The sequence below is a fragment of the Sphingomonas radicis genome (assembly GCF_051400635.1).
GTDB lineage: Bacteria > Pseudomonadota > Alphaproteobacteria > Sphingomonadales > Sphingomonadaceae > Sphingomonas.
Genome location: NZ_JBLFFG010000001.1, coordinates 801,858 through 824,702, shown reverse-complemented (window position 1 = coordinate 824,702; position 22,845 = coordinate 801,858). Strand labels below are relative to the sequence as shown.

16 protein-coding genes, 1 pseudogene and 1 riboswitch are annotated in these 22,845 nt (G+C 68.0%); of the genes and pseudogenes, 10 read left to right on the top strand and 7 right to left on the bottom strand.

Going from position 1 to position 22,845, the window contains the following annotated elements; genetic code table 11:
- Positions 1–68 precede the first annotated feature (68 nt).
- Positions 69–2,780: a DUF5695 domain-containing protein gene (locus tag ACMGDH_RS03795; RefSeq protein ID WP_436826579.1), complete on the top strand. Its 2,712-nt coding sequence runs from the start codon at positions 69–71 to the stop codon at positions 2,778–2,780.
- 57 nt (positions 2,781–2,837) lie between these two features.
- Here the strand turns inward: ACMGDH_RS03795 and ACMGDH_RS03790 are convergent, their stop codons facing one another.
- The gene (locus tag ACMGDH_RS03790) at positions 2,838–5,759 is read right to left on the bottom strand and encodes a TonB-dependent receptor domain-containing protein (RefSeq protein ID WP_436826578.1); all 2,922 of its coding nucleotides are present in this window, start codon (positions 5,757–5,759) and stop codon (positions 2,838–2,840) included.
- A 185-nt stretch (positions 5,760–5,944) separates the two neighbouring features.
- Positions 5,945–6,151, top strand: a riboswitch (cobalamin riboswitch).
- 106 nt (positions 6,152–6,257) lie between these two features.
- Here ACMGDH_RS03790 and metE point away from each other — a divergent pair.
- Positions 6,258–8,558: a 5-methyltetrahydropteroyltriglutamate--homocysteine S-methyltransferase gene (metE, locus tag ACMGDH_RS03785; protein WP_436826577.1), complete on the top strand. Its 2,301-nt coding sequence runs from the start codon at positions 6,258–6,260 to the stop codon at positions 8,556–8,558.
- A gap of 54 nt (positions 8,559–8,612) precedes the next feature.
- Here metE and ACMGDH_RS03780 read toward each other — a convergent pair whose 3' ends face one another.
- From ACMGDH_RS03780 to ACMGDH_RS03770, 3 genes are all read right to left on the bottom strand, one after another.
- Positions 8,613–9,173 carry an SAM-dependent methyltransferase gene (locus ACMGDH_RS03780; protein WP_436826576.1) on the bottom strand — a complete coding sequence of 187 codons (561 nt, stop codon included), beginning with the start codon at positions 9,171–9,173 and terminating at the stop codon, positions 8,613–8,615.
- Positions 9,173–10,519 (bottom strand): APC family permease, encoded by a 1,347-nt coding sequence (locus ACMGDH_RS03775; protein WP_436826575.1) that lies wholly within the window; start codon positions 10,517–10,519, stop codon positions 9,173–9,175. The genes ACMGDH_RS03780 and ACMGDH_RS03775 overlap by 1 nt, the downstream gene beginning before the upstream one ends.
- Before the next feature lie 111 nt (positions 10,520–10,630).
- Complete coding sequence (locus tag ACMGDH_RS03770) at positions 10,631–13,036, bottom strand: membrane-bound PQQ-dependent dehydrogenase, glucose/quinate/shikimate family (protein ID WP_436826574.1); 2,406 nt, start codon at positions 13,034–13,036, stop codon at positions 10,631–10,633.
- Between the two features lie 93 nt (positions 13,037–13,129).
- Between ACMGDH_RS03770 and ACMGDH_RS03765 the strand changes: the two genes are divergently transcribed.
- Both ACMGDH_RS03765 and ACMGDH_RS03760 read left to right on the top strand, forming a co-directional pair.
- Positions 13,130–13,867, top strand: coding sequence for a cytochrome c oxidase assembly protein (locus ACMGDH_RS03765; RefSeq protein WP_436826573.1), 738 nt, complete (start codon positions 13,130–13,132; stop codon positions 13,865–13,867).
- Complete coding sequence (locus ACMGDH_RS03760; RefSeq protein WP_436826572.1) at positions 13,864–14,523, top strand: cytochrome b; 660 nt, start codon at positions 13,864–13,866, stop codon at positions 14,521–14,523. The genes ACMGDH_RS03765 and ACMGDH_RS03760 overlap by 4 nt, the downstream gene beginning before the upstream one ends.
- A 25-nt stretch (positions 14,524–14,548) precedes the next feature.
- Here the strand turns inward: ACMGDH_RS03760 and ACMGDH_RS03755 are convergent.
- Positions 14,549–15,124, bottom strand: a pseudogene (locus tag ACMGDH_RS03755) (c-type cytochrome); the annotation flags it as partial.
- 85 nt (positions 15,125–15,209) lie between these two features.
- Between ACMGDH_RS03755 and ACMGDH_RS03750 the strand changes: the two are divergent.
- The 5 genes from ACMGDH_RS03750 to ACMGDH_RS03730 are packed head-to-tail and all read left to right on the top strand — an operon-like array spanning position 15,210 to position 20,418.
- The gene (locus tag ACMGDH_RS03750; RefSeq protein ID WP_436826571.1) at positions 15,210–15,575 is read left to right on the top strand and encodes a c-type cytochrome; all 366 of its coding nucleotides are present in this window, start codon (positions 15,210–15,212) and stop codon (positions 15,573–15,575) included.
- Positions 15,538–16,515, top strand: a complete 978-nt coding sequence (gene coxB, locus ACMGDH_RS03745) for a cytochrome c oxidase subunit II (RefSeq protein WP_436826570.1) — start codon at positions 15,538–15,540, stop codon at positions 16,513–16,515. Before ACMGDH_RS03750 ends, coxB begins: the two co-directional genes overlap by 38 nt.
- Positions 16,512–19,049, top strand: a complete 2,538-nt coding sequence (locus tag ACMGDH_RS03740) for a cbb3-type cytochrome c oxidase subunit I (RefSeq protein WP_436826569.1) — start codon at positions 16,512–16,514, stop codon at positions 19,047–19,049. Before coxB ends, ACMGDH_RS03740 begins: the two co-directional genes overlap by 4 nt.
- A gap of 2 nt (positions 19,050–19,051) precedes the next feature.
- Positions 19,052–19,336: a hypothetical protein gene (locus ACMGDH_RS03735; RefSeq protein WP_436826568.1), complete on the top strand. Its 285-nt coding sequence runs from the start codon at positions 19,052–19,054 to the stop codon at positions 19,334–19,336.
- A 59-nt stretch (positions 19,337–19,395) separates the two neighbouring features.
- A complete protein-coding gene (locus ACMGDH_RS03730) occupies positions 19,396–20,418 on the top strand; it encodes an AI-2E family transporter (RefSeq protein WP_436826567.1) in 1,023 nt (340 codons plus the stop codon).
- A 32-nt stretch (positions 20,419–20,450) separates the two neighbouring features.
- Here the strand turns inward: ACMGDH_RS03730 and ACMGDH_RS03725 are convergent, their stop codons facing one another.
- Positions 20,451–21,614, bottom strand: coding sequence for a phospholipase D-like domain-containing protein (locus ACMGDH_RS03725; RefSeq protein ID WP_436827217.1), 1,164 nt, complete (start codon positions 21,612–21,614; stop codon positions 20,451–20,453).
- A gap of 117 nt (positions 21,615–21,731) precedes the next feature.
- On the opposite strand from ACMGDH_RS03725, the gene rpoZ reads away from it, so the two are divergent.
- Positions 21,732–22,076: a DNA-directed RNA polymerase subunit omega gene (rpoZ, locus tag ACMGDH_RS03720; protein WP_436826566.1), complete on the top strand. Its 345-nt coding sequence runs from the start codon at positions 21,732–21,734 to the stop codon at positions 22,074–22,076.
- Positions 22,077–22,370: 294 nt separating this feature from the next.
- On the opposite strand, the gene ACMGDH_RS03715 is transcribed toward rpoZ, so the two are convergent.
- Positions 22,371–22,784, bottom strand: a complete 414-nt coding sequence (locus ACMGDH_RS03715) for a hypothetical protein (RefSeq protein WP_436826565.1) — start codon at positions 22,782–22,784, stop codon at positions 22,371–22,373.
- Positions 22,785–22,845 lie beyond the last annotated feature (61 nt).

The following is a 22,845-nucleotide window of genomic DNA, read 5'->3' as shown; positions in this document are numbered from 1 at the left end:
CCGTATACGATACGGCGAACAGGCGGGCTGTCAACTGCTGGCGGACGGATCGAAGGGAGGTTTGGTGCATGAGGGATTGGCGCGTTTCGGCGGGTCTGGCGGCGGGATTGACGTTGATGGCAATGCTGCTGTCGTCTGCCGCGCCGGCGCGCGAACCTGCGGCAGCGGCGACGGATCAGGTCCACCGGATCGGCAGCTTCACGGTCGCGTTCCGACCTGACACGCAGACGCTGGCGCGCCTCTCGCCGATGGCGGGGTTCGACTTCGTCCCCTCCGGGCGAGGGGCCGAACGGCGGGGCGACGGCTATGTGCACATCGGCGACGTCCACCTCCGCCTGCGCGTGGGCGGGGGAGGCTGGCGAGACTTCGCTTCCGCAAATGCGCGCCGGCCGATCCGCCCGCTGGCGCCGCGCGGCGACGAGCTCGCACGGGCCGATATTTCGGGCACTATGGGAGAGGGCTTCCCGCTCGCGATCGAGCGCGCCTGGCTGCGGCAGGGCGACGCGCTGGTGATGCGAGTCACCCTCGCCAACGCGGGTACCGCCCCGGTGGAGGTCGGCGGAATGGGGCTGCCGATGGTGTTCGACAACATCATCACCGATCGCAATCTGGAACAGGCGCATGCGCAGGCGAACTTCGTCGATCCCTATATCGGCCAGGACGCCGGCTATCTTCAGGTCACGCGGCTCAACGGACAGGGCCCGGCGCTGCTGGTGCTGCCGGACGGACGCACCCCGCTGGAGGCGTATCGGATCATCCGCGAGAAAGGGAACGCCGGACCCGGCGACCTCTTCACCGACCGAACCAGGCGGCTCCAGACCGCAGAGGGCTTCTACGACTGGATGATTGCCTCGAAGGCGATGGCGGAGCCCGGTGCCGGCGAGCCGTGGAACCCGCCGACCGGCTTCACCCTGGCCCCGGGCGAGCGGCGGAGCTTCGGGGTGCGCTTCGTCGCGGCCCCGGCGATCCGCGCGGTCGAGCCGACGCTGATGGCGCAGCGGCGTCCGGTGGTGATCGGCATCCCGGGCTATGTCGTCCCGAGCGATGCGCCCGCGGACCTGTTCGTCAAGGCGCCACAGCCGATCCGCGAGGTGGCGATATTCCCGGCCGGCGCGATGCGGCTGGAGCGCGTACCGGGGCCGGCGGGCTGGGCACGCTACCGCGTCGAGGCCAAAGGCTGGGGCCGCGCGCGCGTGGCGATCACCTATGCCGACGGCAGCATCCAGACCGTGCATTACTACCTCACCAAACCGCTCGCGCAGGTCTCCGCCGACATCGGCCGCTTTACCACCACGCGCCAGTGGTTCGACGATCCGCGCGACCCGTTCCGGCGCGCCCCCGCGATCCTGAGCTACGACCGCGAGGCAGACCGGGTCGTGACGCAGGACCAGCGCGTCTGGATCGCCGGGCTCAGCGACGAAGGCGGCGCGGGAGCCTGGCTCGCCGCGGCGATGAAGCAGCTCGACCACCCCGATCGTGCGGAGATCGCCAAGCTCGAGCGGATGATCGACGAGACCATCGTCGGCAAGCTGCAGGTAGCCGAGGGCCCGCAGGCGGGTGGCGTGCGCAAGAGCCTGTTCTGGTATGATCCCAAGACCTTCGCCCGCTATTACGACAAGTCGATCGACTGGAGCAGCTGGGCATCCTGGGATGCCAAGCAGGCCGCCGACCTAGGGCGATCGTACAACTATCCCCATGTCGCCGCCGCGCATTGGGTGATGTACCGCCTCGCGCGGAACCATGCCGGCCTGGTCCGGCGCCACGATTGGCGCTGGTATCTGGAATGGGCATATCGAACCACCGTCGCGATGATGCGCGACGCCCCCCATTATGCACAGTTCGGGCAAATGGAGGGCGAGGTGTTCCTGGAGATCCTGCTCGATCTGCAGCGCGAGGGGATGACGCGCGAAGCAGCCGAAGTCGAGCGGCTGATGCGCGCGCGGGCCGATCATTGGCGCACGCTGCGCTATCCCTTCGGCAGCGAGATGGCATGGGATTCGACCGGACAGCCCGAAGTCTATGCCTGGATGCGCCATTTCGGCCATTCGCGGGAGGCGGAGATCACGCGCGAGGTGATCCTAGGCTATGATCCCGCGATCCCGCACTGGGGCTATAACGGCAATGCGCGCCGCTATTGGGACTTCCTCTACGGCGGCAAGGTCAAACGCATCGAACGGCAGATCCACCATTATGGGTCCGCGCTCAACGCTGTGCCGCTGTTCGATGCCTTCCGCCGCGATCCCGCCGACTTCCATTTGCTCCGGGTCGCCTATGGCGGGTTCATGGGCGGCATCACCAACGTCGATCGCGAGGGCTTCGCATCGGCGGCGTTCCACTCGGAGCCGGACATGATGCGCTGGGACCCGTACAGTGGCGACTATGGCATGGGCTATTTCGGCCATGCCTATGCCGCCGCCACCTATCTGGTCCGCCACCCGGAGCTCGGCTGGCTCGGCTTCGGGGGCACGGTGCGCGATGCGAACGGAGCGATCGAGATCGTGCCGCACGACGGCGCCCGCAGGCGCCTGTTCGTCGCCCCGGCCGGCCAGTGGATCACGCTGGCGGCGGGCCGCATACGCAGCGCGCGCTGGCTGCCCGCAGCGCGCCGCATCGAGCTCCTGCTCGATCCGGCGGACGCGACGACGCCGGCTGCCCGGCTATCGGTCGAAGCGCCGGCCGGAGGACCCGCCTTCGTGCCGGATCGCGGCGTGCCCGAACGCGGCTTCCACAGCGTGCCGCTCTCGGCCGAAGTCACGCGCTTAGTGCTGGCGCCCCGCTGAACCCAAGAAAAAGCCGGCGGATACTCGCGTATCCGCCGGCAGCTGGGGCAAGGGATATCAGAACTCGGCGGACAGGCCCACGAAGAGCGTGCGGCCGGCGACGTCGTACACGCCGGGATAGGTGTTGCCGTTGCCGAACACCGCCAGCAGGCCCTGCACGATCGCCGGGGGATCCTTGTCGAGCAGGTTGTTGATGCCTGCCCGGAAGACGAGTCCCTCGGCAGCCTTCGCCGTCATCGCGAGATCGAAATAGCTGTACGCCGGGATGCTGGCGTTCAGTGTGTAAGCGGGCCCGGTAAGGAACGGATCGTCGGTGTTGTTGGTCAGGCTGGTCGGGCCGATGTAGCGCCAGTTGAGCGATACCGCCGCGAAGTCGCCCGGATCGCGCCAGGTCAGGCGCGCCTGATGCCGCCATTCGGGGCTCGGCTGCCCGCAGGTGGGGCCGAACAGCCCCTTGCAGTCATAGGAGCCGAGGCCCGGAAGCGGCTCGGTGACGAGTTCGTTGAGCCAGGTGCCGACCATCGAGACTTCGAACCGGCCGATGCCGGTCGGCACCGCATAGTTGAGCCCGACGTCGACACCCGAGGTCTTGAGCGATCCGGTGTTCTGCGTGGTCGAGACCACATAGCCCTGCTCGCCGAACAGCACGCCCGAACGCGGATCGCGGTGGAACAGGCTGCAGAAGAAGGGATCGCCGGTCGCGATGCACTGGCTGATCGTCAGCGACGCGGGGATCGAGCTGATATAGTCGCGGACCTTGATGTTGAAATAATCGACCGACAACGACAGGCCGCGAACAAAGCTGGGAGAGAAGACCAGCCCGGCCGTGTAGGTATCCGCCTCCTCCGGCCGCAGCGCCGCGTTGCCGCCGCCCTGCGCGCTGCACACTTCGCTCGGGCACTCGATGATGCTGCCGTACTGCGCTGCGCTGACACCGGTTAGCGCGCATTGGGCGGCCGTCGCCGACGGCGAGGGTCCGGAGCACGGATCCTGCGCGGAGACGTTGCCGATCTGCTGGGCGGCGAACAGCTCCCCGATGTTCGCCGCACGGATCGCGCGATTGTAGCTCGCACGCAACCGCAGGTCTTTCACCGGCGCATAGGCGATCTCGCCCTTGTAGGTGGAGATGCCCCGGTCGCGCGTGCTGTATTGCGAATAGCGGTAGCCTCCGGTGAGCGACAGCTCCTCCGCGAAGGGGCGGCCCTCCAGGATGGGCAATCGCATCTCGGTGAAGAATTCGGTGACGTGGAAGCTACCTTCCGATTCCCGCGTGCCCTTTTGCTGCGCGAGCGCATCGGCGCGGAACTCGAGGCTTTCGCGGCGATGCTCCACGCCGAGCACGACGCCCAGGCCCTGATCGGCCCAGGGCAGCTTCACGCCATAGGAAGTCAGGTCCGCGCTCACCGTGGCGTTGAGCACCGATTCCTTGTCGACGCCGCGCGTGAAAGTGGGGGCGTAGATATAGTCGAATGCTTCGTCGCTGATGCCGTTGTAGCGGAACACGTCCAGCGGCACGCAACTGGGATCGGTGCCGTCGATCACCGATTTGCAGGTCGGCACGCCCGCGACACTGACGACCTGGAGCCCACGGTTGGCACGCTGCGGATCGATATCGTTTTGGTAGTTCTCGTTGAACAGCACGCGAGAGAGAAGCACGTTGGCGTCGTAGCGGATGCCCTCTGCCAGCTCGCCGCGGACGCCGCCGGTGACGCGATAGGTGGTGTGACGCAGGTCATCGCGGCGCGGACGCGCGTTGCCCGCGACCGGCCGATAGCCGATGAACAGGTTCTGCGAGACAGTCGGGCTGCCCAGATCGCCTCCGCACAGCAGCTGGCCCTGCTGCGCGCTCAGGAACGGATTGTCGCAATTGACCGTGAAGGTCGTGCCCTGGAACAGTGCGGACGGGGCGACCTGCGAGAAGGTCTGGTCGTCCATGAACATGAAGCTGCCGTAGAGCTCCGCCGCCGGATCGACCTCGTAGCGCGCGAAGGCGCCGGCCGTGTAGCGCACGTCCGATCGCTGGAAATAGTTCAGCGGCGCGTAATTGTAGCGGAAGCTGGCGTCATACGGCACCCACGTCTTCGCTCCGTCGCGGGTGTTGTTGAAGCGCAGCCCGGCGCTGGGGCCGGTGAGCGGCTGGAACAGCCCGAACTCGTTGTTGCTCGATCCGCCGCAGGTGAAGGCGCTATTGTTGTCGGCGGGGTCCAGCGCGCAGGCGGAGACGTCGCGGTCGGCCTGGGTGATGGGCTTGACGTCGCGATAGCCGAAATAGGCCATCACATTGCCGCGGCCCTCCGCGAAATTGGTACCGAAGGCGATATTGGCGTCGAACCGGTGCCCGTCGACCGGAGACGGAGGTGCCGCCTGATAGCCGTTCGCGCGAATGAGATCGCGCAGCCCGCGATTGTCGTTGTCGTGAATCGAGAAGCCATATTGGACGTCGGCCCGGACGCCTTCGAGATCGTCGCGCAGGATGAAGTTGACGACGCCGGAGATCGCGTCGGAGCCGTACACTGCCGAAGCGCCGCCGGTGACCACGTCCACGCGCTCGACGAGGAAGGCCGGGATCAGGTTCACGTCGTTCGCCTGAATCGGCAACAGCCGCTGGCCGTTGACCAGGACGAGGTTCCGGTTGCTGCCCAGGTTGCGCAAGTTGATGCGGGCGGTGCCGTCCGAGCCGTTCGAGACATTCTCGTTGGCGTCAGGAGTGACCTGGGGAAGCCGGTTGATGACATTCTCGATATTGACGGCGCCCTGGAGGCGGATTTCCTCCGGCATCACCGTGGTGATGGGGCTGTTGCTCTGGAGCCCCGGCTGCTGGAGCCGGGTTCCGGTGACGGTGACTTCCTCCTGAGCGGCGGGCGTCTCATTTTCCGTGGCGGCGCTCGTGGCTGTCTGGGCGAACGCCGGGGCCGCCGAGGCGATCAATACCGCCGTCGCGGAGGTGCCGAGCAGGCCGATCCGAACTTCTCTGAGCATCGATTTCCCCTTTTTGTTTTGCAGACCACCCCGAAGAATACCGTATACGATATCAGAATCAAATATTTTATACGATCACAGTGTAAGGCTGCTTTCCGGCGGCGGCGGCATGGGGAAAGAATGTGTCGTCGCGCATGATATAAAGAATTCTTTATATGAGACTTGACGCGACGCTCTGCAGGCGGGATGCTTGGCGCGTCGAGGTTCTCCAGCAGGGCGTTTCCTGCTGGAGCTAAGACGGGAAGCCGGTGCGAATCCGGCGCTGCCCCCGCAACTGTGAGCGGCGAGCGGCTGGTCGATATGAGTCACTGGCGGCGTTCGCGCTGCCGGGAAGGCCGGACCAGCAGCGTTGACCCGTGAGCCAGGAGACCTGCCTCCGACGCGATAACGTCCACCGGCGGGGTGCCCGGTCTGGCCGCTTGCATGCTGCGGCCGGGCTGATCCGCCGCGCGTGCCGGTGCCCGGCCTGTTTCCCCGCCCTCTTCGGGGTTGAAGAACATGACCGTCACTGTTGCAACGCTCGGCTTCCCGCGCATCGGCCCGCGCCGCGAGCTCAAATTCGCGCTCGAGAAATTCTGGTCGGGCAAATCGTCCGAAGCCGATCTGCTCGAGACCGCCGCGGGACTGCGCACCGCTGCCTGGGCGCGGCAGAAAGGGCTGGGGGCCGACTGGATCCCGTCTAACGACTTCTCGCTTTACGACCATGTGCTCGATACCAGCGTGATGCTGGGTGCAGTGCCCGCACGCTACGGCGCCGCCGACGGGCAGGCCGACCTCGCGACCTATTTCGCGATGGCGCGCGGCACCACGGGGGCGGAGGACGGCTGCGGCCACGCGCACGCCAGCCTCACCGCCTGCGAGATGACCAAGTGGTTCGACACCAACTACCACTTCATGGTCCCCGAACTGGCTGTGGGGGACCGGCTCGCGCTCAACGGGCTCAAGATCGTCGACGAATATCGCGAGGCCAAGGCGCAGGGCTTTGAGACGCGGCCGGTGCTGCTGGGTCCCGTCACCTGGCTGAGCCTCGCCAAGGGGCGCGGAGTCGACCCGTTCGACTATCTCGACGAAGTGCTGGGCCTTTACGGCGTCATCCTGGGCCATCTCGGCGAAGCCGGCGCCGAATGGGTGCAGATCGACGAGCCGGTGCTCACGACCGACCTCAGCGAGACGCAGCGGCGCGCCTTCACGCGCGCCTATGCCCGGCTCGCTCGCCCCGGCGTCAAGCTGATGCTCGCTACCTATTTCGGCGGGCTCGAAGACAACCTCACCCTTGCCGCGTCGCTGCCGGTCGCGGGGCTGCATGTCGATCTCGTCCGCGCGCCCGGCCAGCTCGACCCATTGCTCAAGGCCGCGCCCAAATCGCTGCTGCTCTCGCTGGGCGTGATCGACGGCCGCAACGTCTGGCGCGCCGACTTGAACGCGCTGCTCGATCGGCTCGAGCCGCTCGCCGCGACGCGCGACCTGGTGCTGGCGCCGTCCTGCTCGCTGCTCCACGTGCCCGTCGACCTCGCGCTCGAAACCAAACTCGAACCCGAGGTGAAGCAATGGCTCGCCTTCGCAGTGCAGAAGGTCGAGGAGCTGAGCATCCTCAAGCAAGCGCTCAACGAAGGCCGCGCCAGCGTGGCGGCCGAGCTTGCCGAAGCTGCTGCCGCCGCCGCCAACCGCAAGACTTCGCCGCGCATCCACGACGCGGCGGTGGCAAGTCGGATCGCGGCGATCACGCCCGAGATGCGCGAGCGCCACTCCGCCTATCCCGATCGTGCGCGCGCCCAGGCCGAAGCGTTGGCGCTCCCCGCCTTTCCGACGACGACGATCGGCTCCTTCCCGCAGACCGCCGAGGTGCGCCACGCGCGCGCCGAATATAATCGCGGGCAGCTGGACGAAGCCGCCTATCAGCAATTCCTGCGCGAGGAGACCGGGCGCGCGATCCGCTGGCAGGAGGAAGTGGGGCTCGACATGCTCGTCCACGGCGAGTTCGAGCGCAACGACATGGTCCAGTATTTCGGCGAGCAGCTCGCCGGCTTCGCCTTTACGGTGAACGGCTGGGTGCAGAGCTATGGCTCGCGCTGCGTCCGCCCGCCGATCCTCTATGGCGATGTGTCGCGGCCCAAACCGATGACGGTCGAATGGTGGCGCTATGCGCAGAGCCTCACCGACAAGCCGGTGAAAGGCATGCTCACCGGCCCGGTGACGATCCTCAACTGGAGCTTCGTGCGCGACGACCAGCCGCGTGCCGCATCGTGCCGGCAGATCGCGCTGGCGATCCGCGACGAAGTGCAGGACCTGGAGGCGGCTGGCTGCAAGGCGATCCAGATCGACGAAGCCGCGCTGCGCGAAGGCTTGCCGCTGCGTAAGCGCGACTGGCAAGCCTATCTCGACTGGGCGGTCGACTGCTTCCGGCTCTCCGCCGCGGGCGTGGAGGACACCACCCAGATCCACACGCACATGTGCTATTCGGAGTTCAACGACATCCTGCCGGCGATCGGCGCGATGGACACCGACGTGATCTCGATCGAGACCGCGCGATCGCAGATGGAGCTGCTCGAAGGTTTCGCGCGCTATCGCTATCCGAGCGCGATCGGGCCGGGGGTGTACGACATCCACGCGCCACGCGTGCCCGGCGAGGAGGAGATGGTGGCGCTGATGCGCCTCGCTCAGCAGCATCTCGCCCCCGAGCAGCTGTGGGTGAACCCCGATTGCGGGCTCAAGACCCGAAAATGGGAGGAAGTGAAGCCGGCGATCGAAGCGATGGTCGCCGCCGCCCGGACGCTTCGCGCCGAGCAGCTGGTGGCCTGATACCGTGCTGCGCCGCCGGCTCAGCCCGGCGGCGCAGCACGCTACCGGCCGCGATCAGCGCTTGGGGATCGTCCAGAGATAGATGGTGCGCCCGTCGATCTCCTGCTGCACCTCGGGCTTCCAGTCGCCCATGTTGAAGGCGTGGCTCACCACCCGCGTGCCGGGCTTGAGCTCGGCCAGCAGCTTGGGGCGCAGCTTCAGGTTGAGCGTGTCGAGCAGGTAGAGCGTGACCACCGTCGCTTCGCTGATGTCGGTGGTGAATAGATCCGCCTGGCGGAACGTGACGAGATGTTCGACGCCGGCCGCCTTGGCGTTGGCCCGCGCCTCGGCGATGCGCTCCGGATCGATGTCGATGCCCACGGCGCGGATGCCGTGCGCCTTGGCGGCCGTGATCGGGATGCGGCCGTCGCCCGAACCCAGATCGTAGAGCACGTCCTTGGGCCCGACCTTGGCAAGCGCGAGCATCTGCGCGACCACGCGCTCGGGGGTGGGTACATAGATCACATCGGGCGTGCGGCTGGCGTTGCCCTCCTGCGCCTGTGCCTGGGGCGCTTCCTGCGCGCAGGCCGGCACGGCAAACGCGAGCGCGGCGATCATCGGGAACGCAATCCTCATCACGGTGACTCCTCGGCTGGTGGGCTACGCAAGAACAGGAGCAGCAGCGCGCCGACCGCAAGCACCGCAACGCCGACCAGCGCGCTCGGCCCGGTGTAGGCAACGCTAGAGTAGAGGAGATAGCCGCTGGTCGCACAGAACAGCGCCGGGACGAGCGGGTAGAGCGGCACGCGGAAGCTGCCTGGGGGCGGCGGCGCCCCCCTGCGCAGCACGAACAGCGCGATACCGACGAGCAGCAGGAAGAACCAGAAGACCGGCGCCGTATATTCCACGACTGCGCCGAACGCGTCGCGCCCGAAGGCAGCGCCCGCCACCAGCAGCAGCGCGATCGCGCCTTGGAGGAGCAGCGCGTTTCCGGGCGTGTCACGCTCCGAATCCCACCGGCCGAGCCAGCCGAGCCGCGGGAAAGCGCGGCCGAGCGCATAAGAGGTGCGGGCGCCGGTGATCGCAGTCGCGTTCGCCGACGTGAGCGCAGCCACCGCGACCATCAGGCTGATCGCAGTCGTGCCCGCCGGGCCGAACGCGCGCGCCATCACTTCCGCCGCCACGGTCTCGGAGCCCGCTATGCCGTCGAGACCCAGCGCGCGCAGATAGGCCCAGTTGACCAGCAGGTAGAGCAAAGTGACGATGCCCAGGCTCGCGATCATCACCGGCGCGATGCGGCGGCGCGAATTCCGGAGCTCGGCCGAGACATAGACCACTTCGCTCCACCCGCCATAGGTGAGCAGCACGAAGACCAGCACCAGCCCGAGCGCGCCTTCGCGTTCGCCCCGCACGGCGGGCACCGCTTCGGGAGCGACGAGCAGCCCCGCGACGATCACCGCGCCGATCCCCAGCACCTCGACACACGTCATCCAGAATTGCGTGCCCGCACCCTGGCGGATGCCGAGCCAGTTGAGCATGGTGAGCGCAGCGACGAGCGCGGCGGCATAGATCGTGCTCGCGAACGGCCCGATCGGCCACAGCGCCGCGAGATAGTCGCCGAACACATAGGCGAGCAGCGCCAGCGACCCGGTCTGGATCACGGCGAGCCGCGCCCAGCCGTAGAGGAAGGCGAGCCGGTGCCCGAAGGCGCGCTCGAGGAAATGATAGTCGCCGCCCGCGCTGGGATAGGCCGAGGCGAGCTCGGCATAGCAGAGCGCGCCGAGGATCGAGAGCACGCCGCCCGCGAGCCAGGTCGCGAGGAACACCGCTTCGCTGGACGATGCCCCAGCTACCATCGCGGGGGCGCGGAAAATGCCCGCCCCGATCACGATTCCCACGCACAGCGCGATCGCATGGCGCGCTCCGATCGTCGGCCGCGGGCCTTCGACGAGCGCCGGCCGGGAAAGCGGGGCGTGGTTCATCCGGGACTTTCGCAGCGCCGAGTCGCTTGCCTGCGACCCGGCATGCGAGAAGATGCGCGATTGCGCCGATATGGCAAGCGCGGCTTGTGTTCCGATCGAGCGCCGGGCGCGTCAGTCGGAAAGCGCATAGGCAATCAAGGCATCGCCGATCGGCGTTTCCATGAAGTGATGGCCGCCCGCCATGATCACCACATATTGCCTGCCATCGACCTCATACGTCATCGGCGTCGCCTGGCCTCCCGCCGGCAGTGCGTCCTGCCACACGGTCTTGCCGGTGCGGATGTCGATCGCGCGGATCAGATCGTCGGTCGCCGCCGCGATGAACACCAGCCCGCCCGCAGTGACCACCGCGCCGCCGTTGTTGGGCGTGCCGATCGTGACCGGGAGCCCAGAGGGGATGCCCCAGGGACCGTTGCGCCGGGCCGTGCCGAACGGGCGGTCCCAGATCGTGCGGCCGGTCCTGAGATCGATCGCGCGAATGCCCCCATAGGGCGGCTGCTTGCAGAGCAGGCCGGTCAGCGGCAGGCGCCAGCCGGGGTTGACCGCGATAGCATAAGGCGTGCCTGCCTGCGGGTCCTCCGAGCCGTGGCCGCCCTCGCTCATGCTCCCGCCACGCGATTCCCCGCGCGGCACCCAGCCCTGGCGGTCGGCCTCGGCGCGCGGGACCAACCGGTTGTAATTGGGCATGTTGTTGTAATTGGCGACGATCACGCCGCGCACCGGATCGATCGCGATCCCGCCCCAGTCGGTGCCGCCGTTGTAGCCGGGATATTGGATGTAGCGGCGATCGGCGACCGGCGGTGTGTACGGCCCGCGATATTCGGCGCGGCGGAACTGGATGCGGCACACCATCTGGTCGATCGGCGACATGCCCCACATGTCGCGCTCCACCAGCGGCGGGAAGGCGAGCGTGTGATAGCTCGAGAAGGGCTGGGCGGGGCTGCGCTGCTCCGGCTCGACGCCGCTGCGCGGAACGCTGCGCTCCTGCACCGGGAACAGCGGCCGGCCGGTGCGCCGGTCGAGCACATAGATGTCGCCCTGCTTGCTCGGCAGCAGCAACGCCGGGACCGCCCCCGCACCGATCGGGAAATCGATCAGCGTCGCCTGGGCGCCGAAGTCATAGTCCCACACGTCGTTATGCACCGCCTGGAAACGCCAGCGCGGCCGGCCGGTGTTCACGTCGAGCGCCACCAGCGAGGTGGCGAACGCCTTCTCCTGCGGGGTGCGGCTGCCGCTCCAGTAGTCCACCGCCGAATTGCCCATCGGCAGATAGACGAGGCCGAGCGCTTCGTCGCCGCTCGCGATCGTCCACATATTGGGGGTGCCGCGGGCATATTCCTGCCCTGCCGGCGGGTCGCCCTGCCACTGCGGGTTGACCATGTCCCACGCCCAGCGCTTGGCGCCGGTGACCGCGTCGAAGCCCTGGATCACCCCTGAGGGCGCGTCGCGCCTCTGCCCGTCGAGCACTTGGTGCCCGGTGACGATCACGCCCTGGACGATCGTTGGCGGCGACGTGATCGAGACCATGCCGGGCACCACTGCGCCCATGCCGCGCTTGATGTCGACCTGGCCGTTGGTTCCGAAGCCGGGGCACGGCCGGCCGGTGCGCGCGTCGACCGCGATGATCCGCCCGTCGAGCGTGCCTTCGATGATCCGCGCGGCGCAGAGGGTGTCAGGCGTCGCACCGGGAACCGCGAAATAGGCGACGCCGCGGCAGGCGGCAGTATAGGGAATCCAGTCGTGCGGCACCTGCGGGTCGTAGCGCCAGCGCTGCTTGCCGGTGGCGGGGTCGAGCGCGATCAGGATGTTGGTCGCCGAGCAGAGATAGAGCGTGTCGCCCACCTTGAGCGGCGTCGTCTCGGCACCGTATTTGCTTTTCTTCGGATCGCCCTCGGGCATGTCGCCGGTGTTGTAGAGCCACACGCGCTTGAGCTTCTCGACGTTCGCGGGCGTGATCTGCTGGAGCGGCGAGAAACGCTGCGCGGCATAGCTGCCGCCATAGGCCGGCCAGTCGGTCCCGGGCTTGAGCGGCGAGGGATCGGCGACGGTTGAGGCGATGACAGCGGGAAGCGCGCCGACCGGCGGCTGGTTGATCCGCGAGATCGTGAAGCCTGCGATCGCCACCACCAGCACCACGCCCGCGACCGCCCCGATCGCCGTTCCCCAGCGCGCGCGGGCGGGCAGGAGCAACGGCAGCGCAAGCAGCACCAGGACGAGCAGCACCGTGGGGGCGATCACGCGCGGGACGAGCGCCCAGCCGTTGAGCCCCACTTCCCACAACGCCCAGACGAGGGTGAGCAGCCAGACGAGCGCATAGATTCCGGCGCCGAGCGGGCGCCCGCGGAAGATCAGCAAGCCCGAGGCGATCAGGCCAAGGCCGGCGAGGAAATAATAGACCGAGCCGCCGAGCAGCGAGAGCCACGCGCCGCCGATCGCCAGCACGAGCCCTATCAAGCCGAGGGTCGCCCCCAGAACCATCAGCACGATGGAAGCGGAACGCGCGCGAGTCTGCGGCATCGATCTACCCTCCTGTTCCAGAGGGGAACCGAGTGGGCGTAGATCGGTTCCGAAACCATCGGGTGAAATCAGGAGGGCTTCCGAGGGGAAACGATGGCCGCGCCGCGCATCTGGATGCCCTATTGCGGAGCGGCGCCCGCGCCGGGCGAACTGCTCGCGCGCTGGAACCTCGACCCGGCCGTGCTCGGAATCCTCCTATTGTTCGCGGGCTTTTGCCTGGTGTCGCGCAGGCTCGATCCCGCGGAGCGCCGCTGGAGTCTCGGTGCCGCCGGGCTGCTCGCGCTGCTGTTCGTCTCGCCTTTCTGCGCGCTGACCTCGGCGCTCTTCTCGGCGCGCGTGGTGCACCATATCGCCCTCACCGCGATGGCCGCGCCGATGCTCGCCCGCGCCTTCGCCTGGCGCGCGCCGGGCGGCGTGGCGGCCTGGGCCGGGGGCCATGCGCTGGTCTTCTGGTTCTGGCATTCGCCGCCGGCCTATGCCCAGGCGCTGTCGAGCGACCTGGTCTATTGGGCGATGCAGGCGAGCCTGCTCGGCAGCGCGGCGGGGCTATGGACGGCCATCCGCCGCGGGCCCACGCCCGCCGGTATCGCGGCGCTTCTCGCGACGATGGTCCAGATGGGGCTGCTCGGCGCGCTGATCACCTTTGCCGGCGCGCCGCTCTACGTCCCGCATTTGCTCTCCACTCTCGCCTGGGGTTTGAGCCCGCTGGAGGACCAGCAACTCGCCGGGCTGATCATGTGGGCGCCCGCGAGCGCAATCTATCTCGGCGCGGCGCTGCTGCTGCTCGGCCGCTGGTTCGCACGAGAAGGCCGGGCAGTGCCGGCGCCATGATCGAGGGGCTGCGCGCATGGGCCCGCAGGCACACCGAGCGGAGCCGCTATTCGCCGGTCGGCATCGCTTTCCACTGGGTCATGGCCTTCCTTGTCCTGTTCCAGCTCGGCTGGGGCTATTACACGAGTTGGCTGCCCGCGGGCGGCGACAAGCTCCATGCATTCGAGGTGCACAGCGCCGCGGGGCTGCCGATCCTGGTGCTGGGGATCGCGCGCTTCGGCTGGCGGCTGCTGATCCCCGGGCCGGTCAACGACGCCGATCGGCAGGGGTGGCAGACCCAGTTCGCCTACGCGATCCACTATGTCTTCTACATATGCTTCTTCGGCCTGCCGCTGTCGGGCTGGGCGATGTGGTCTTCGATCGCCGAACCGGGCCCGCTCTACCTTGCCGGATTGATGCCCTGGCCGCAGCTCCCGTTCGACAGCCTTTCGCTCACGCTGCGCTGGCGGATCATGGACTTTGCGGAAGACGTGCATCTGCTGCTCGTCTGGGTGCTGCTGCTCGTCATCCCCCTGCACGTGGGTGCGGCGTTGAAGCATCATTTCTGGGATCGTCACGACGTGCTTCGCGGGATGCTTCCGGAGATTCCGGATGAGGAGGACCCCCGGGCAGTTCGGCAGCGTAGGCCGCGAGAGCCGCGGACTCCTGTGGCGTGAGCTGGCGCGCGATCTCTAGCATGATGTTCGCCGGATCGTTGCGCCGCCGCCCCTGGCGCCACTGGTCGAGCTGCTCGGCCAGATACATCGCGGGTTGTCCGCCGAGCGGCGGATTGGCAGGCCCCAGCCCCTCACCCGCCTCGCCATGACACGAAGCGCAGGAGGGAAGCCCGCGGGCCGGGTCGCCGCCGTTGTAGAGCGCCGCGGCCGCTCCCGCCGCCGGCCTTGCCGTCTCAGGCGTGAAGGGAAGCGCGGCATAGTGCGTCGCGACGGCCTGGCGCTGGCCGGCGTCGAGCTTGCGGGCGATCGCCTCCATCGCGGCGTGGTGCCGGCGCCCGTCCGCATAGGCTGCGAGCTGCGCCTCCATATAGCCCCGGTCCAGCCCGGCGAGCCGCGGCGTACCCCCGCCATCGCCGAGCCCGTCGACTCCGTGGCATTCGATGCAGGCGTTTGCCGCTCCCGCATCGCCGCCGCTCAGCGCGATCAGCTCGCCGTTCGCAGTGAAACGATCGGCTGCGGTCCGGTCGACGGCGCCGCAGCCTATAACAGCGAGCAGCAGGACGAGCGCGGCGGCGGGAAGGGGAAAGCTGGGCGATAGCATCGTGATCCGGGGAACCTGCGCCGTTGGGGATGGTTCCGGAAGCGGAACGCTGCACGTCCACGGCAAATATGCGAAAGGGGGATGCTTGCCCAGAGCCTGCGCCATTCTGCCCCTGCTGCTGGTCGCCTGCAAGCCACCGCCCGACGAGCAGCACTTCATGCCCCAGGCGAGTCCCGCGCGCGGCAAGGCGGCGATCGCCCGGGTGGGCTGCGCTGCCTGCCACACCATCCCCGGGATCGCCTGGCCCGAAGGCGCCGTGGGCCCGGCGCTCGGCGAGTTCGCCGACCAGGCATTGATCGCGGGGAAGCTCCCCAATCGCCCCGACGTGCTCGCCGCCTTCGTCCGCAATGCCCCCGCGGTGCTGCCGGGAACGACGATGCCGGCGATGCCGCTCAGCGAAGGAGAGGCGCGCGATGTCGCCGCCTATCTCTATGCGCTCGGCGATCGCTGAGGCGCTCTCCGGCTGGCCGCCGCCGGTGCTCGATCCGGCGGGCCCTTATGCGGGGTCGATCGCGCTGCTGAGCTGGGTGCTGATCGGCATGGTCGTGGCGGTGCTCGGAATCGTCCTCGCTGCACTCTGGATCGCGCTGAGGGGCGACTACCGGCTCAAGGCGCGGCTCGGCGGGACCAGGACGATCTGGATCGGCGGCATCGCGTTCCCGATCGTCGTGCTGAGCCTGCTGCTCGTCTACGGCCTCAGCCTCACGCGGCACCTCAACACGCCCGCTGGGCCGGATGCGATGCGCGTGCGGATCACCGGCGAGATGTGGTGGTGGCGCGTCGCCTATCTCGACGGGCAGGGCCGGACGGTGGATCTCGACGCCAACGAGCTCCACATTCCCGCGGGCCGGCCGATTGCGATCGAGCTCGAATCGAGCGACGTGATCCACAGCTTCTGGGTGCCGCGCCTCTCGGGCAAGCTCGACATGATCCCCGGACGCCGCAACGTGATGCGCATCCAGGCCGACGCGCCCGGAGTCTATGGCGCGCAATGCGCCGAATATTGCGGCGGGCCGCATGCGCTGATGGGCTTCGTGGTCGTGGCGCACGCGCCGCAGGACTTCGCCCGGCTGATGGTGGCGCGCCGCGCACCGCGCCAGCCCGCCCCGGCGGCGCTCGCGCACGGCGTCGAGCTGTTCCGCTCGACCGGCTGCGCGGCGTGCCACCGGATCGCCGGCACCCCCGCCAACGGCACCGCCGGCCCCGATCTTACGCATGTCGGCACCCGCCGCTCGCTGGGAGCGGGAATCCTGCCCAACAACCGCGGCACGCTGATGGGCTGGGTCGGCGACAGCCAGGCGATCAAGCCGGGCAACCGCATGCCGCCCTACACGATGCTGAGCGGGGCCGAGCTGCAGGCGCTCGCCGCCTATCTCGAGGCGCAGAAGTGAGGTCCGAAACGGGGTTCGATCCCGCGCTCTATCGCCGCTTCCCGACCAAAGGCGAACGCCCCCCGCACGAACTGGAGGAGCTCGAGCAGATCTGGTGCGCGCCCAGGGGCTGGGAGCTGCTCGCCGCGGTCAACAACAATTATGTCGGGACCTTCTACGTCGCGACCGCCTTCCTGTTCTTCCTGCTCGCCGGGTTGCTTGCGCTGGCGATGCGCGTCCAGCTCGCGTTGCCGCTGGTCGGGCTGCTGCCCCAGGAGACGTACAACCAGTTCTTCACGATGCACGGCACGGTGATGATGTTCCTCTTCGCGGTGCCGGCGATGGAGGCGCTGGGGATATTGCTGCTGCCGCAGATGCTCGCCGCACGCGATCTGCCCTTCCCGCGCCTTTCCGCATATGCCTTTTGGGCGTACTTCGTCGGCGGGCTGTGCTTCTTCGCCTCGCTGTTCGTCGGGCTCGCGCCCAATGGCGGCTGGTTCATGTACCCGCCGCTCACCGGCATGGCCTATTCGCCCGGGATCAACGCCGATTTCTGGCTGCTCGGGATCGGCTTCATCGAGATCAGCGCGATCGCCGGCGCCGTCGAGATCATCGTCGGCGTGCTCAGGACCCGCGCGCCCGGCATGACGCTCGACAAGATGCCCGTCTACGCCTGGGCGATGCTGGTCTTTGCGGTGATGATCGTCATCGGCTTCCCCTCGGTGATCCTCGGCACCTTGCTGCTGGAGATCGAGCGGGCGTTCAACTGGCCGTTCTTCGACCCCACCCGCGGGGGCGACGCGCTGCTGTGGCAGCACCTCTTCTGGTTCTTCGGCCACCCCGAGGTCTACATCATCTTCTTGCCCGCATCGGGGCTCGTCTCGATGATGGTGGCGACGATGGCACGCACGCCGCTCGTCGGGCACAACCTCATCGTCCTCGCCTTCCTCGCGACCGGCTTCATCAGCTTCGGCGTCTGGTCGCATCATATGTTCACCACCGGAATGCCGGCGCTTTCGATCGGCTTCTTCTCGGCGGCGAGCATGGCAGTGAGCGTCCCCGCGGGCGTCCAGGTCTTCTCGTGGATCGCCACCCTCGCGCTCGGCAGGCCGCGCTACAACACCCCCACGCTCTTCCTGCTCGGCGGGCTGATCACCTTCGTGATCGGCGGGCTTACCGGAGTGATGGTGGCGATGGTCCCGTTCGACTGGCAGGCGCACGACAGCTATTTCATCGTCGCGCACCTCCACTACGTCCTGATCGGAGGGATGGTCTTCCCGCTCTTCGCCGCCTTCTACTACTGGACGCCGATGATGAGCCGGCGCGCGCTTTCGGAAGCGTTGGGCAAATGGATCTTCTGGCTGATGTTCATCGGCATGCAGGTGACCTTCCTGCCGATGCACCTCACCGGGCTGATGGGGATGCCCCGGCGCGTCTACACCTATCTGCCCGGACGCGACTGGGAAGTGACCAACCTGATCTCGACGATCGGCGCGTTCATGCTCGGGCTCGGCGTGCTGCTGTTCGTAATCGACCTCGCGCGCAACTTCCGCTTCGCAGTCTCCGAAAACGCGGGCAACGTCTATGGCGGCGGCACGCTCGAATGGCTGCCTACCGGGCTCTATTCGTCGCGCAGCATCCCGGTGGTGAAGAGCCGCGAGCCTTTATGGGACCAGCCCGGGCTCGCCGAGGATGTCGAGCAGGGCCGCTATTTCCTCCCCGGCGCGCCCACCGGACGCCGCGAGACGCTGATCACCAGTCCCGTCCGCGCCGAGCCGCAATATCTCCAGATCATGCCCGGCCCCTCGGCCTGGCCCTTCCTGGGCGCGGTGTTCACCGCCGGCTTCTTCCTGCTGTTGACGGTGCAGGCATACACGCCGTCCTTCGTCAGCGGCGTGCTGGCGCTGTTCTGCATCCTGCGCTGGCTGTGGGAGACCGACCGGCTGATCCCCGAGGAAACCGTCGACGCGGGCGGCGGAATCCGCGTCGCCACCTATGTCACCGGCCCGTCGAGCCATGGCTGGTGGGCGATGGTGATCCTGCTGACCGTGATCTTCATGATCTTCGTGATGGCGGTGTTCAGCTATCTCTACCTCTACGGCGTCCACCCGCAGTTCTGGGTCGCGCCGGCGGGGCTCGACTGGCTCGCGACGATCCTGCCGGCCTATGCCGCCGCGGCGGGCCTCGCGGTCCACGCCCGGCGCATGCTCGCCCGCGAGAAGACCGAGCTCTGGACCCCCGGCGTGCTGATCGTCTGCGCGGCGGCCGCGCTCGCGCTGGCTTTCTCGCTGGATCTGTGGGCCTGGATCGCCTCCGGGCTGCGGCCAGACGCGAGCGGCCAGGGCGCCACCGTCTATGCCCTGCTCGCGCTCGAGGGCATTCTCGTCGCGATCGGCCTACTGATGGCGGCCTATCTTTCCGCGCGCAACGCCCGCGGGCTGATCGTGCGCCCGCGCAACAACAGCATGGACCTGATCGTGCTGTTCCTCGTCTATGCAGCCGGGGAAGGCGCGCTCACCGCGATCCTCACCCGCCTCTTCCCCGGAGTCGTCTGAGCATGCGCGCCTGGGCCTTCATGCTCGGCGGGCTGATCGTCTGGACGGTGCATTTCTTCGCGCTCTATGCGATCGGCAGCATCTTTCTCACCACCACCTTCGGGCGCGTGCTGGTGCTGCTCGTCTCGGCGGGATGCGTAGCGGCCGACGGGCTGCTCCTCGCCCAGGCAGTGCGCACGCCGCCCGGCGACGCTGCCGACAGCTGGATGCGGCGGCTGGCGCTGCTTTCGGCCATGCTCTCCCTCGTCGCCGTGATCTGGCAGGCGCTGCCGGCACTGCTGGTATAGCCGGGAACCCGGCGGCCCATGCGATCGTCTCTAGGCCGGAACGATTTGCGGAGAGCCGATTGAGCATCGCCGAATTTGCCCGCCGCTGTGCGCTCGTGCTGCTGTTCGTGGCACTGGCGCTGCTCGCCTATGCGCTGGCGCATGTGCTGCTGCTGATCTTCGGGGCGGCGCTGATCGCCGTGATGCTGCGCGCGATCGCCGCTCCGATCCGCCGCTGGAGCCGTCTGCCCGATCGCATCGCGGTGATGCTCGCGCTGGTGGTGCTGGTCATGCTCGTCGGCATGACGCTGACGCTGTTCGGAACGAGCATCACCCAGGATTTCGCGACCCTTCAGTCGCAGCTCACCGCCGGCTGGGCCTCGCTCCAGGCGAAGCTCGACGAAAGCGTGTTCGGGCGGCAGCTGCTCGAATGGCTCCGCGAGGCGACGCCGAGCGCGCGCGACGTGGCTTCGCGCTTCGGCAGCTTCGTCGGCACGCTCGGCAGCGCCATCGCCAACCTGATCATCGCGCTGTTCGCAGGCGTCTACCTCGCGCTCGCTCCGACAATGTACGTCGAGGGCATGGCGCTGCTCGTGCCCAGGGAGCGGCACGACCAGGTGATCGGCGCATTGCGCAACGCCGGCCGCGCGCTGCGGCTCTGGCTGGTGGGCCAGCTCGTCGCGATGCTGCTGGTCGGCGTGCTCACCGGAATCGGCCTGTGGCTCGTCGGCGTGCCCTCCGCGCTCGCGCTCGGGCTGATCGCCGGGCTCACCGAGTTCGTGCCGCTGGTGGGTCCGATCGCCGCCGCGGTGCCCGGGCTGCTGATCGCGCTCACCGTGAGCCCGGAGACGGTGCTCTACGCGCTGCTGGTCTATCTGCTGGTCCAGCAGGCCGAGGGCAATCTGATCACGCCGCTGATCGTGCGCCGCACGGTGGCGATTCCGCCCGCGCTGACGCTGCTCGGGGTGCTCGCCGCCGGAGTGTTGTTCGGGCCGGTGGGCGTGCTGCTCGCCGCGCCGCTGGTGGTGGTGGCCTTCGTGCTGGTCAAGCGGCTCTATGTCCGCGAGACTCTCGGCCACAGGGTCGAGATTCCCGGCGAATGAGCTCGGTTTCAGCAAGCTGAAACAGACCAAAGTTAACGCCGTCGCCGCGGGCTGAAGTTGAGCCGCCTAGTCACGCGATAGTCGAGCACCGCCATCACGAAATAGGCGGCGAGCTGCTTGAGCCGCGTGACCGGACCGGTCCGCGCCTTGTGCAGCTCGGACGTGATCCGCTCCGAAAGCGCCGCCTCGCCATCGACATAGCCGCGAACATGCGCCGCGAAGGCGCGGTCCTCGATCCGCAGCATCAGCTCGAGGTTGAGGAACATCGATCGGATGTCGAAATTGGCTGAGCCGATGTGAACGACGTCATCGATCACGAACAGTTTGGTGTGCAGCTTGGTCGGCTGATATTCGTAGATCTCCACCTTCTTGCGGAGCAGCCCGGCATAGGTGAAGCGCGCCGCCCAGATCGCAGCGCCATGATCGAGCTTCGATGGCAGCACCAGCCGCACGCGCCCCCGCCGCCCAACCTTGTCGAGCCGGCGCAGCATGCCGGGGCTGGGAGCGAAATAGGCGGCGATGAGATCGATCGTTCGGGCACGTTCCATGTCGCGCTTGACTACCCGCGCCCAGGGCGAGAGCCGTCGCATCGGCCCGCCGAGCAGCCAGCGCGTCGTCCCCTCGGGCTCGCTCCAGCTCTTGAGCAGCCGGCCGAGCTGGCGGAGCGGCGCGCGGCTCTGGTGCGTCCAGCGCACGAGCGCGTCGAAATAGCCGGTCAGCCGGCCCGCCGCGGGCCCCTCGACCATCAGCCCCAGGTCGCGCCACGCCGCCTGCTCGGCAGTGCCGAAATAGCTGTCCTCGATGTTGAACCCTCCGATGATCACGCGATCGTCGTCGGCCAGCGTGAGCTTCTGATGGTTGCGCAGCAGGTAGCGGCGCCCCCAGCGCGGCACGAAGCGGCACAGATCAATCCCCGCCGCGGCAAGCGGCTCGAAGAAATGGTGGCTCGCCGCCGCTTCGCTGCCGAGCCCGTCGACGATCACATGGACGTCGACGCCGCGCGCCGCCGCATCGATCAGCGCCTGACGGACGGCGCGGCCGGCATCGTCGTCGACATAGATGTAATAGAGGACGCGGAGCGTGCGCCGGGCGGAGCCGATCAGTTCGAGCAGCTTCGCGAGCCGTTCGGGGCCGTCGGTCAGCAGCGTCAGCCGGTTGCCGTCGACCGTGAAGCTGGGCTGGGACGGAGCGGCCATGGCGGCGGTGATGGGCAAAGCCGCGCCAAAGGGCAAGCCGGGGCATTTCCTTGACATTGCGGACACCTCTCCCTAAGTCCGCGCCTTTCCGGCACATTTGATTCCAAGGAAGCGTAAATGGCGCGCGTCACAGTCGAGGATTGCGTCGACAAGATTCCCAACCGGTTCGATCTGGTGCTGTTCGCAGCGCAGCGGGCACGGCAGATCTCGGGCGGTGCCGATCTGACGATCGATCGCGATCGCGACAAGAACCCGGTCGTCGCGCTGCGCGAGATCGCCGAAGAGACGGTCCGTCCGGACAATCTTGAGGAAGCGGTGGTGTCGAGCCTCCAGCGCGTCCAGATCGACGACGAGGAAGCGCCCGACGAAGTCGGCTCGCTCGCGGCTTCGGCCGAGGCGCTGCGCCTCACCGCCGCCGCTCCGCCGCGCAACCAGAACCTGGGCGCCGATTACGAAGGCTGATCGGCAGCCGGTTCGAGCGACGAAAAATGAAGGCCGGGGAGCGATCCCCGGCCTTTTCGTTTAGTGATCATGCAGATTGCAAACTTAAGCGAATGAGCGGCAGTTCAATCCTCCCCCACCAGGGGGAGGTGGCACGCGCAGCGTGACGGAGGGGGCGGTCCGCGATCAACTATCGCTGTGCTTCCTCCCCCTCCGTGGCCTTCGGCGACACCTCCCCCTGGCGGGGGAGGATTTAGAAAGCTGACGAAGTCTTTTGCGTTTGCAATCGACCCGCTCGCCTTGTTTGCGGAGTCCCTATTCGCCGCCGCGACGCTCCATCATCCGTTGGCGCGCGGCTTCGCGTTCGGCCGTATCGACCTTGCCGTCGCGGTTCGCGTCGAGCCGATCGAAGCGCGTGCTCGCGGCCGCGCGCATCTCGGCCTGGTTGACCTGCCCGTCTCCGTCGGTATCGGCACGCCCCAGCATCCGCGTTCCCGGGCCGGTGCCGATCTCGGTGCCGGCGAGCTTGCCGTCCTTGTTCGCATCGAGGCTGGCGAAGCGGGCATCGCTCGCCGCGAGCATCTCTTCCTTGCTCGTCGCGCCGTCCCCGTCGGGATCGGGGAACATCGCGGCCATCGCCGCGGCACGGCGATCCTGCTCGCCGGCATGGAGGGGCCCTGCAAACATGGTCGCGCCCAGCATCGCGGCGGCTAGCAATGGCTTCTTCATCGGATTCGCTCCTGCGACTCGCCCAATAAGTGGGCGGACGGCGCGCATGCTGCGCCTTAGC

Bases quoted from the DNA above. Each gene is read 5' to 3' on its own strand.
- metE (WP_436826577.1), top strand. From the start codon at position 6,258: ATGACCGTCACTGTTGCAACGCTCGGCTTCCCGCGCATCGGCCCGCGC.
- ACMGDH_RS03790 (WP_436826578.1), bottom strand. From the start codon at position 5,759: ATGCTCAGAGAAGTTCGGATCGGCCTGCTCGGCACCTCCGCGACGGCG.
- coxB (WP_436826570.1), top strand. From the start codon at position 15,538: ATGTCGCCGCCTATCTCTATGCGCTCGGCGATCGCTGAGGCGCTCTCC.
- ACMGDH_RS03775 (WP_436826575.1), bottom strand. From the start codon at position 10,519: ATGAACCACGCCCCGCTTTCCCGGCCGGCGCTCGTCGAAGGCCCGCGG.
- ACMGDH_RS03715 (WP_436826565.1), bottom strand. From the start codon at position 22,784: ATGAAGAAGCCATTGCTAGCCGCCGCGATGCTGGGCGCGACCATGTTT.
- ACMGDH_RS03770 (WP_436826574.1), bottom strand. From the start codon at position 13,036: ATGCCGCAGACTCGCGCGCGTTCCGCTTCCATCGTGCTGATGGTTCTG.
- ACMGDH_RS03760 (WP_436826572.1), top strand. From the start codon at position 13,864: ATGATCGAGGGGCTGCGCGCATGGGCCCGCAGGCACACCGAGCGGAGC.
- ACMGDH_RS03735 (WP_436826568.1), top strand. From the start codon at position 19,052: ATGCGCGCCTGGGCCTTCATGCTCGGCGGGCTGATCGTCTGGACGGTG.
- rpoZ (WP_436826566.1), top strand. From the start codon at position 21,732: ATGGCGCGCGTCACAGTCGAGGATTGCGTCGACAAGATTCCCAACCGG.
- ACMGDH_RS03780 (WP_436826576.1), bottom strand. From the start codon at position 9,173: ATGAGGATTGCGTTCCCGATGATCGCCGCGCTCGCGTTTGCCGTGCCG.
- ACMGDH_RS03795 (WP_436826579.1), top strand. From the start codon at position 69: ATGAGGGATTGGCGCGTTTCGGCGGGTCTGGCGGCGGGATTGACGTTG.
- ACMGDH_RS03725 (WP_436827217.1), bottom strand. From the start codon at position 21,614: ATGGCCGCTCCGTCCCAGCCCAGCTTCACGGTCGACGGCAACCGGCTG.
- ACMGDH_RS03765 (WP_436826573.1), top strand. From the start codon at position 13,130: ATGGCCGCGCCGCGCATCTGGATGCCCTATTGCGGAGCGGCGCCCGCG.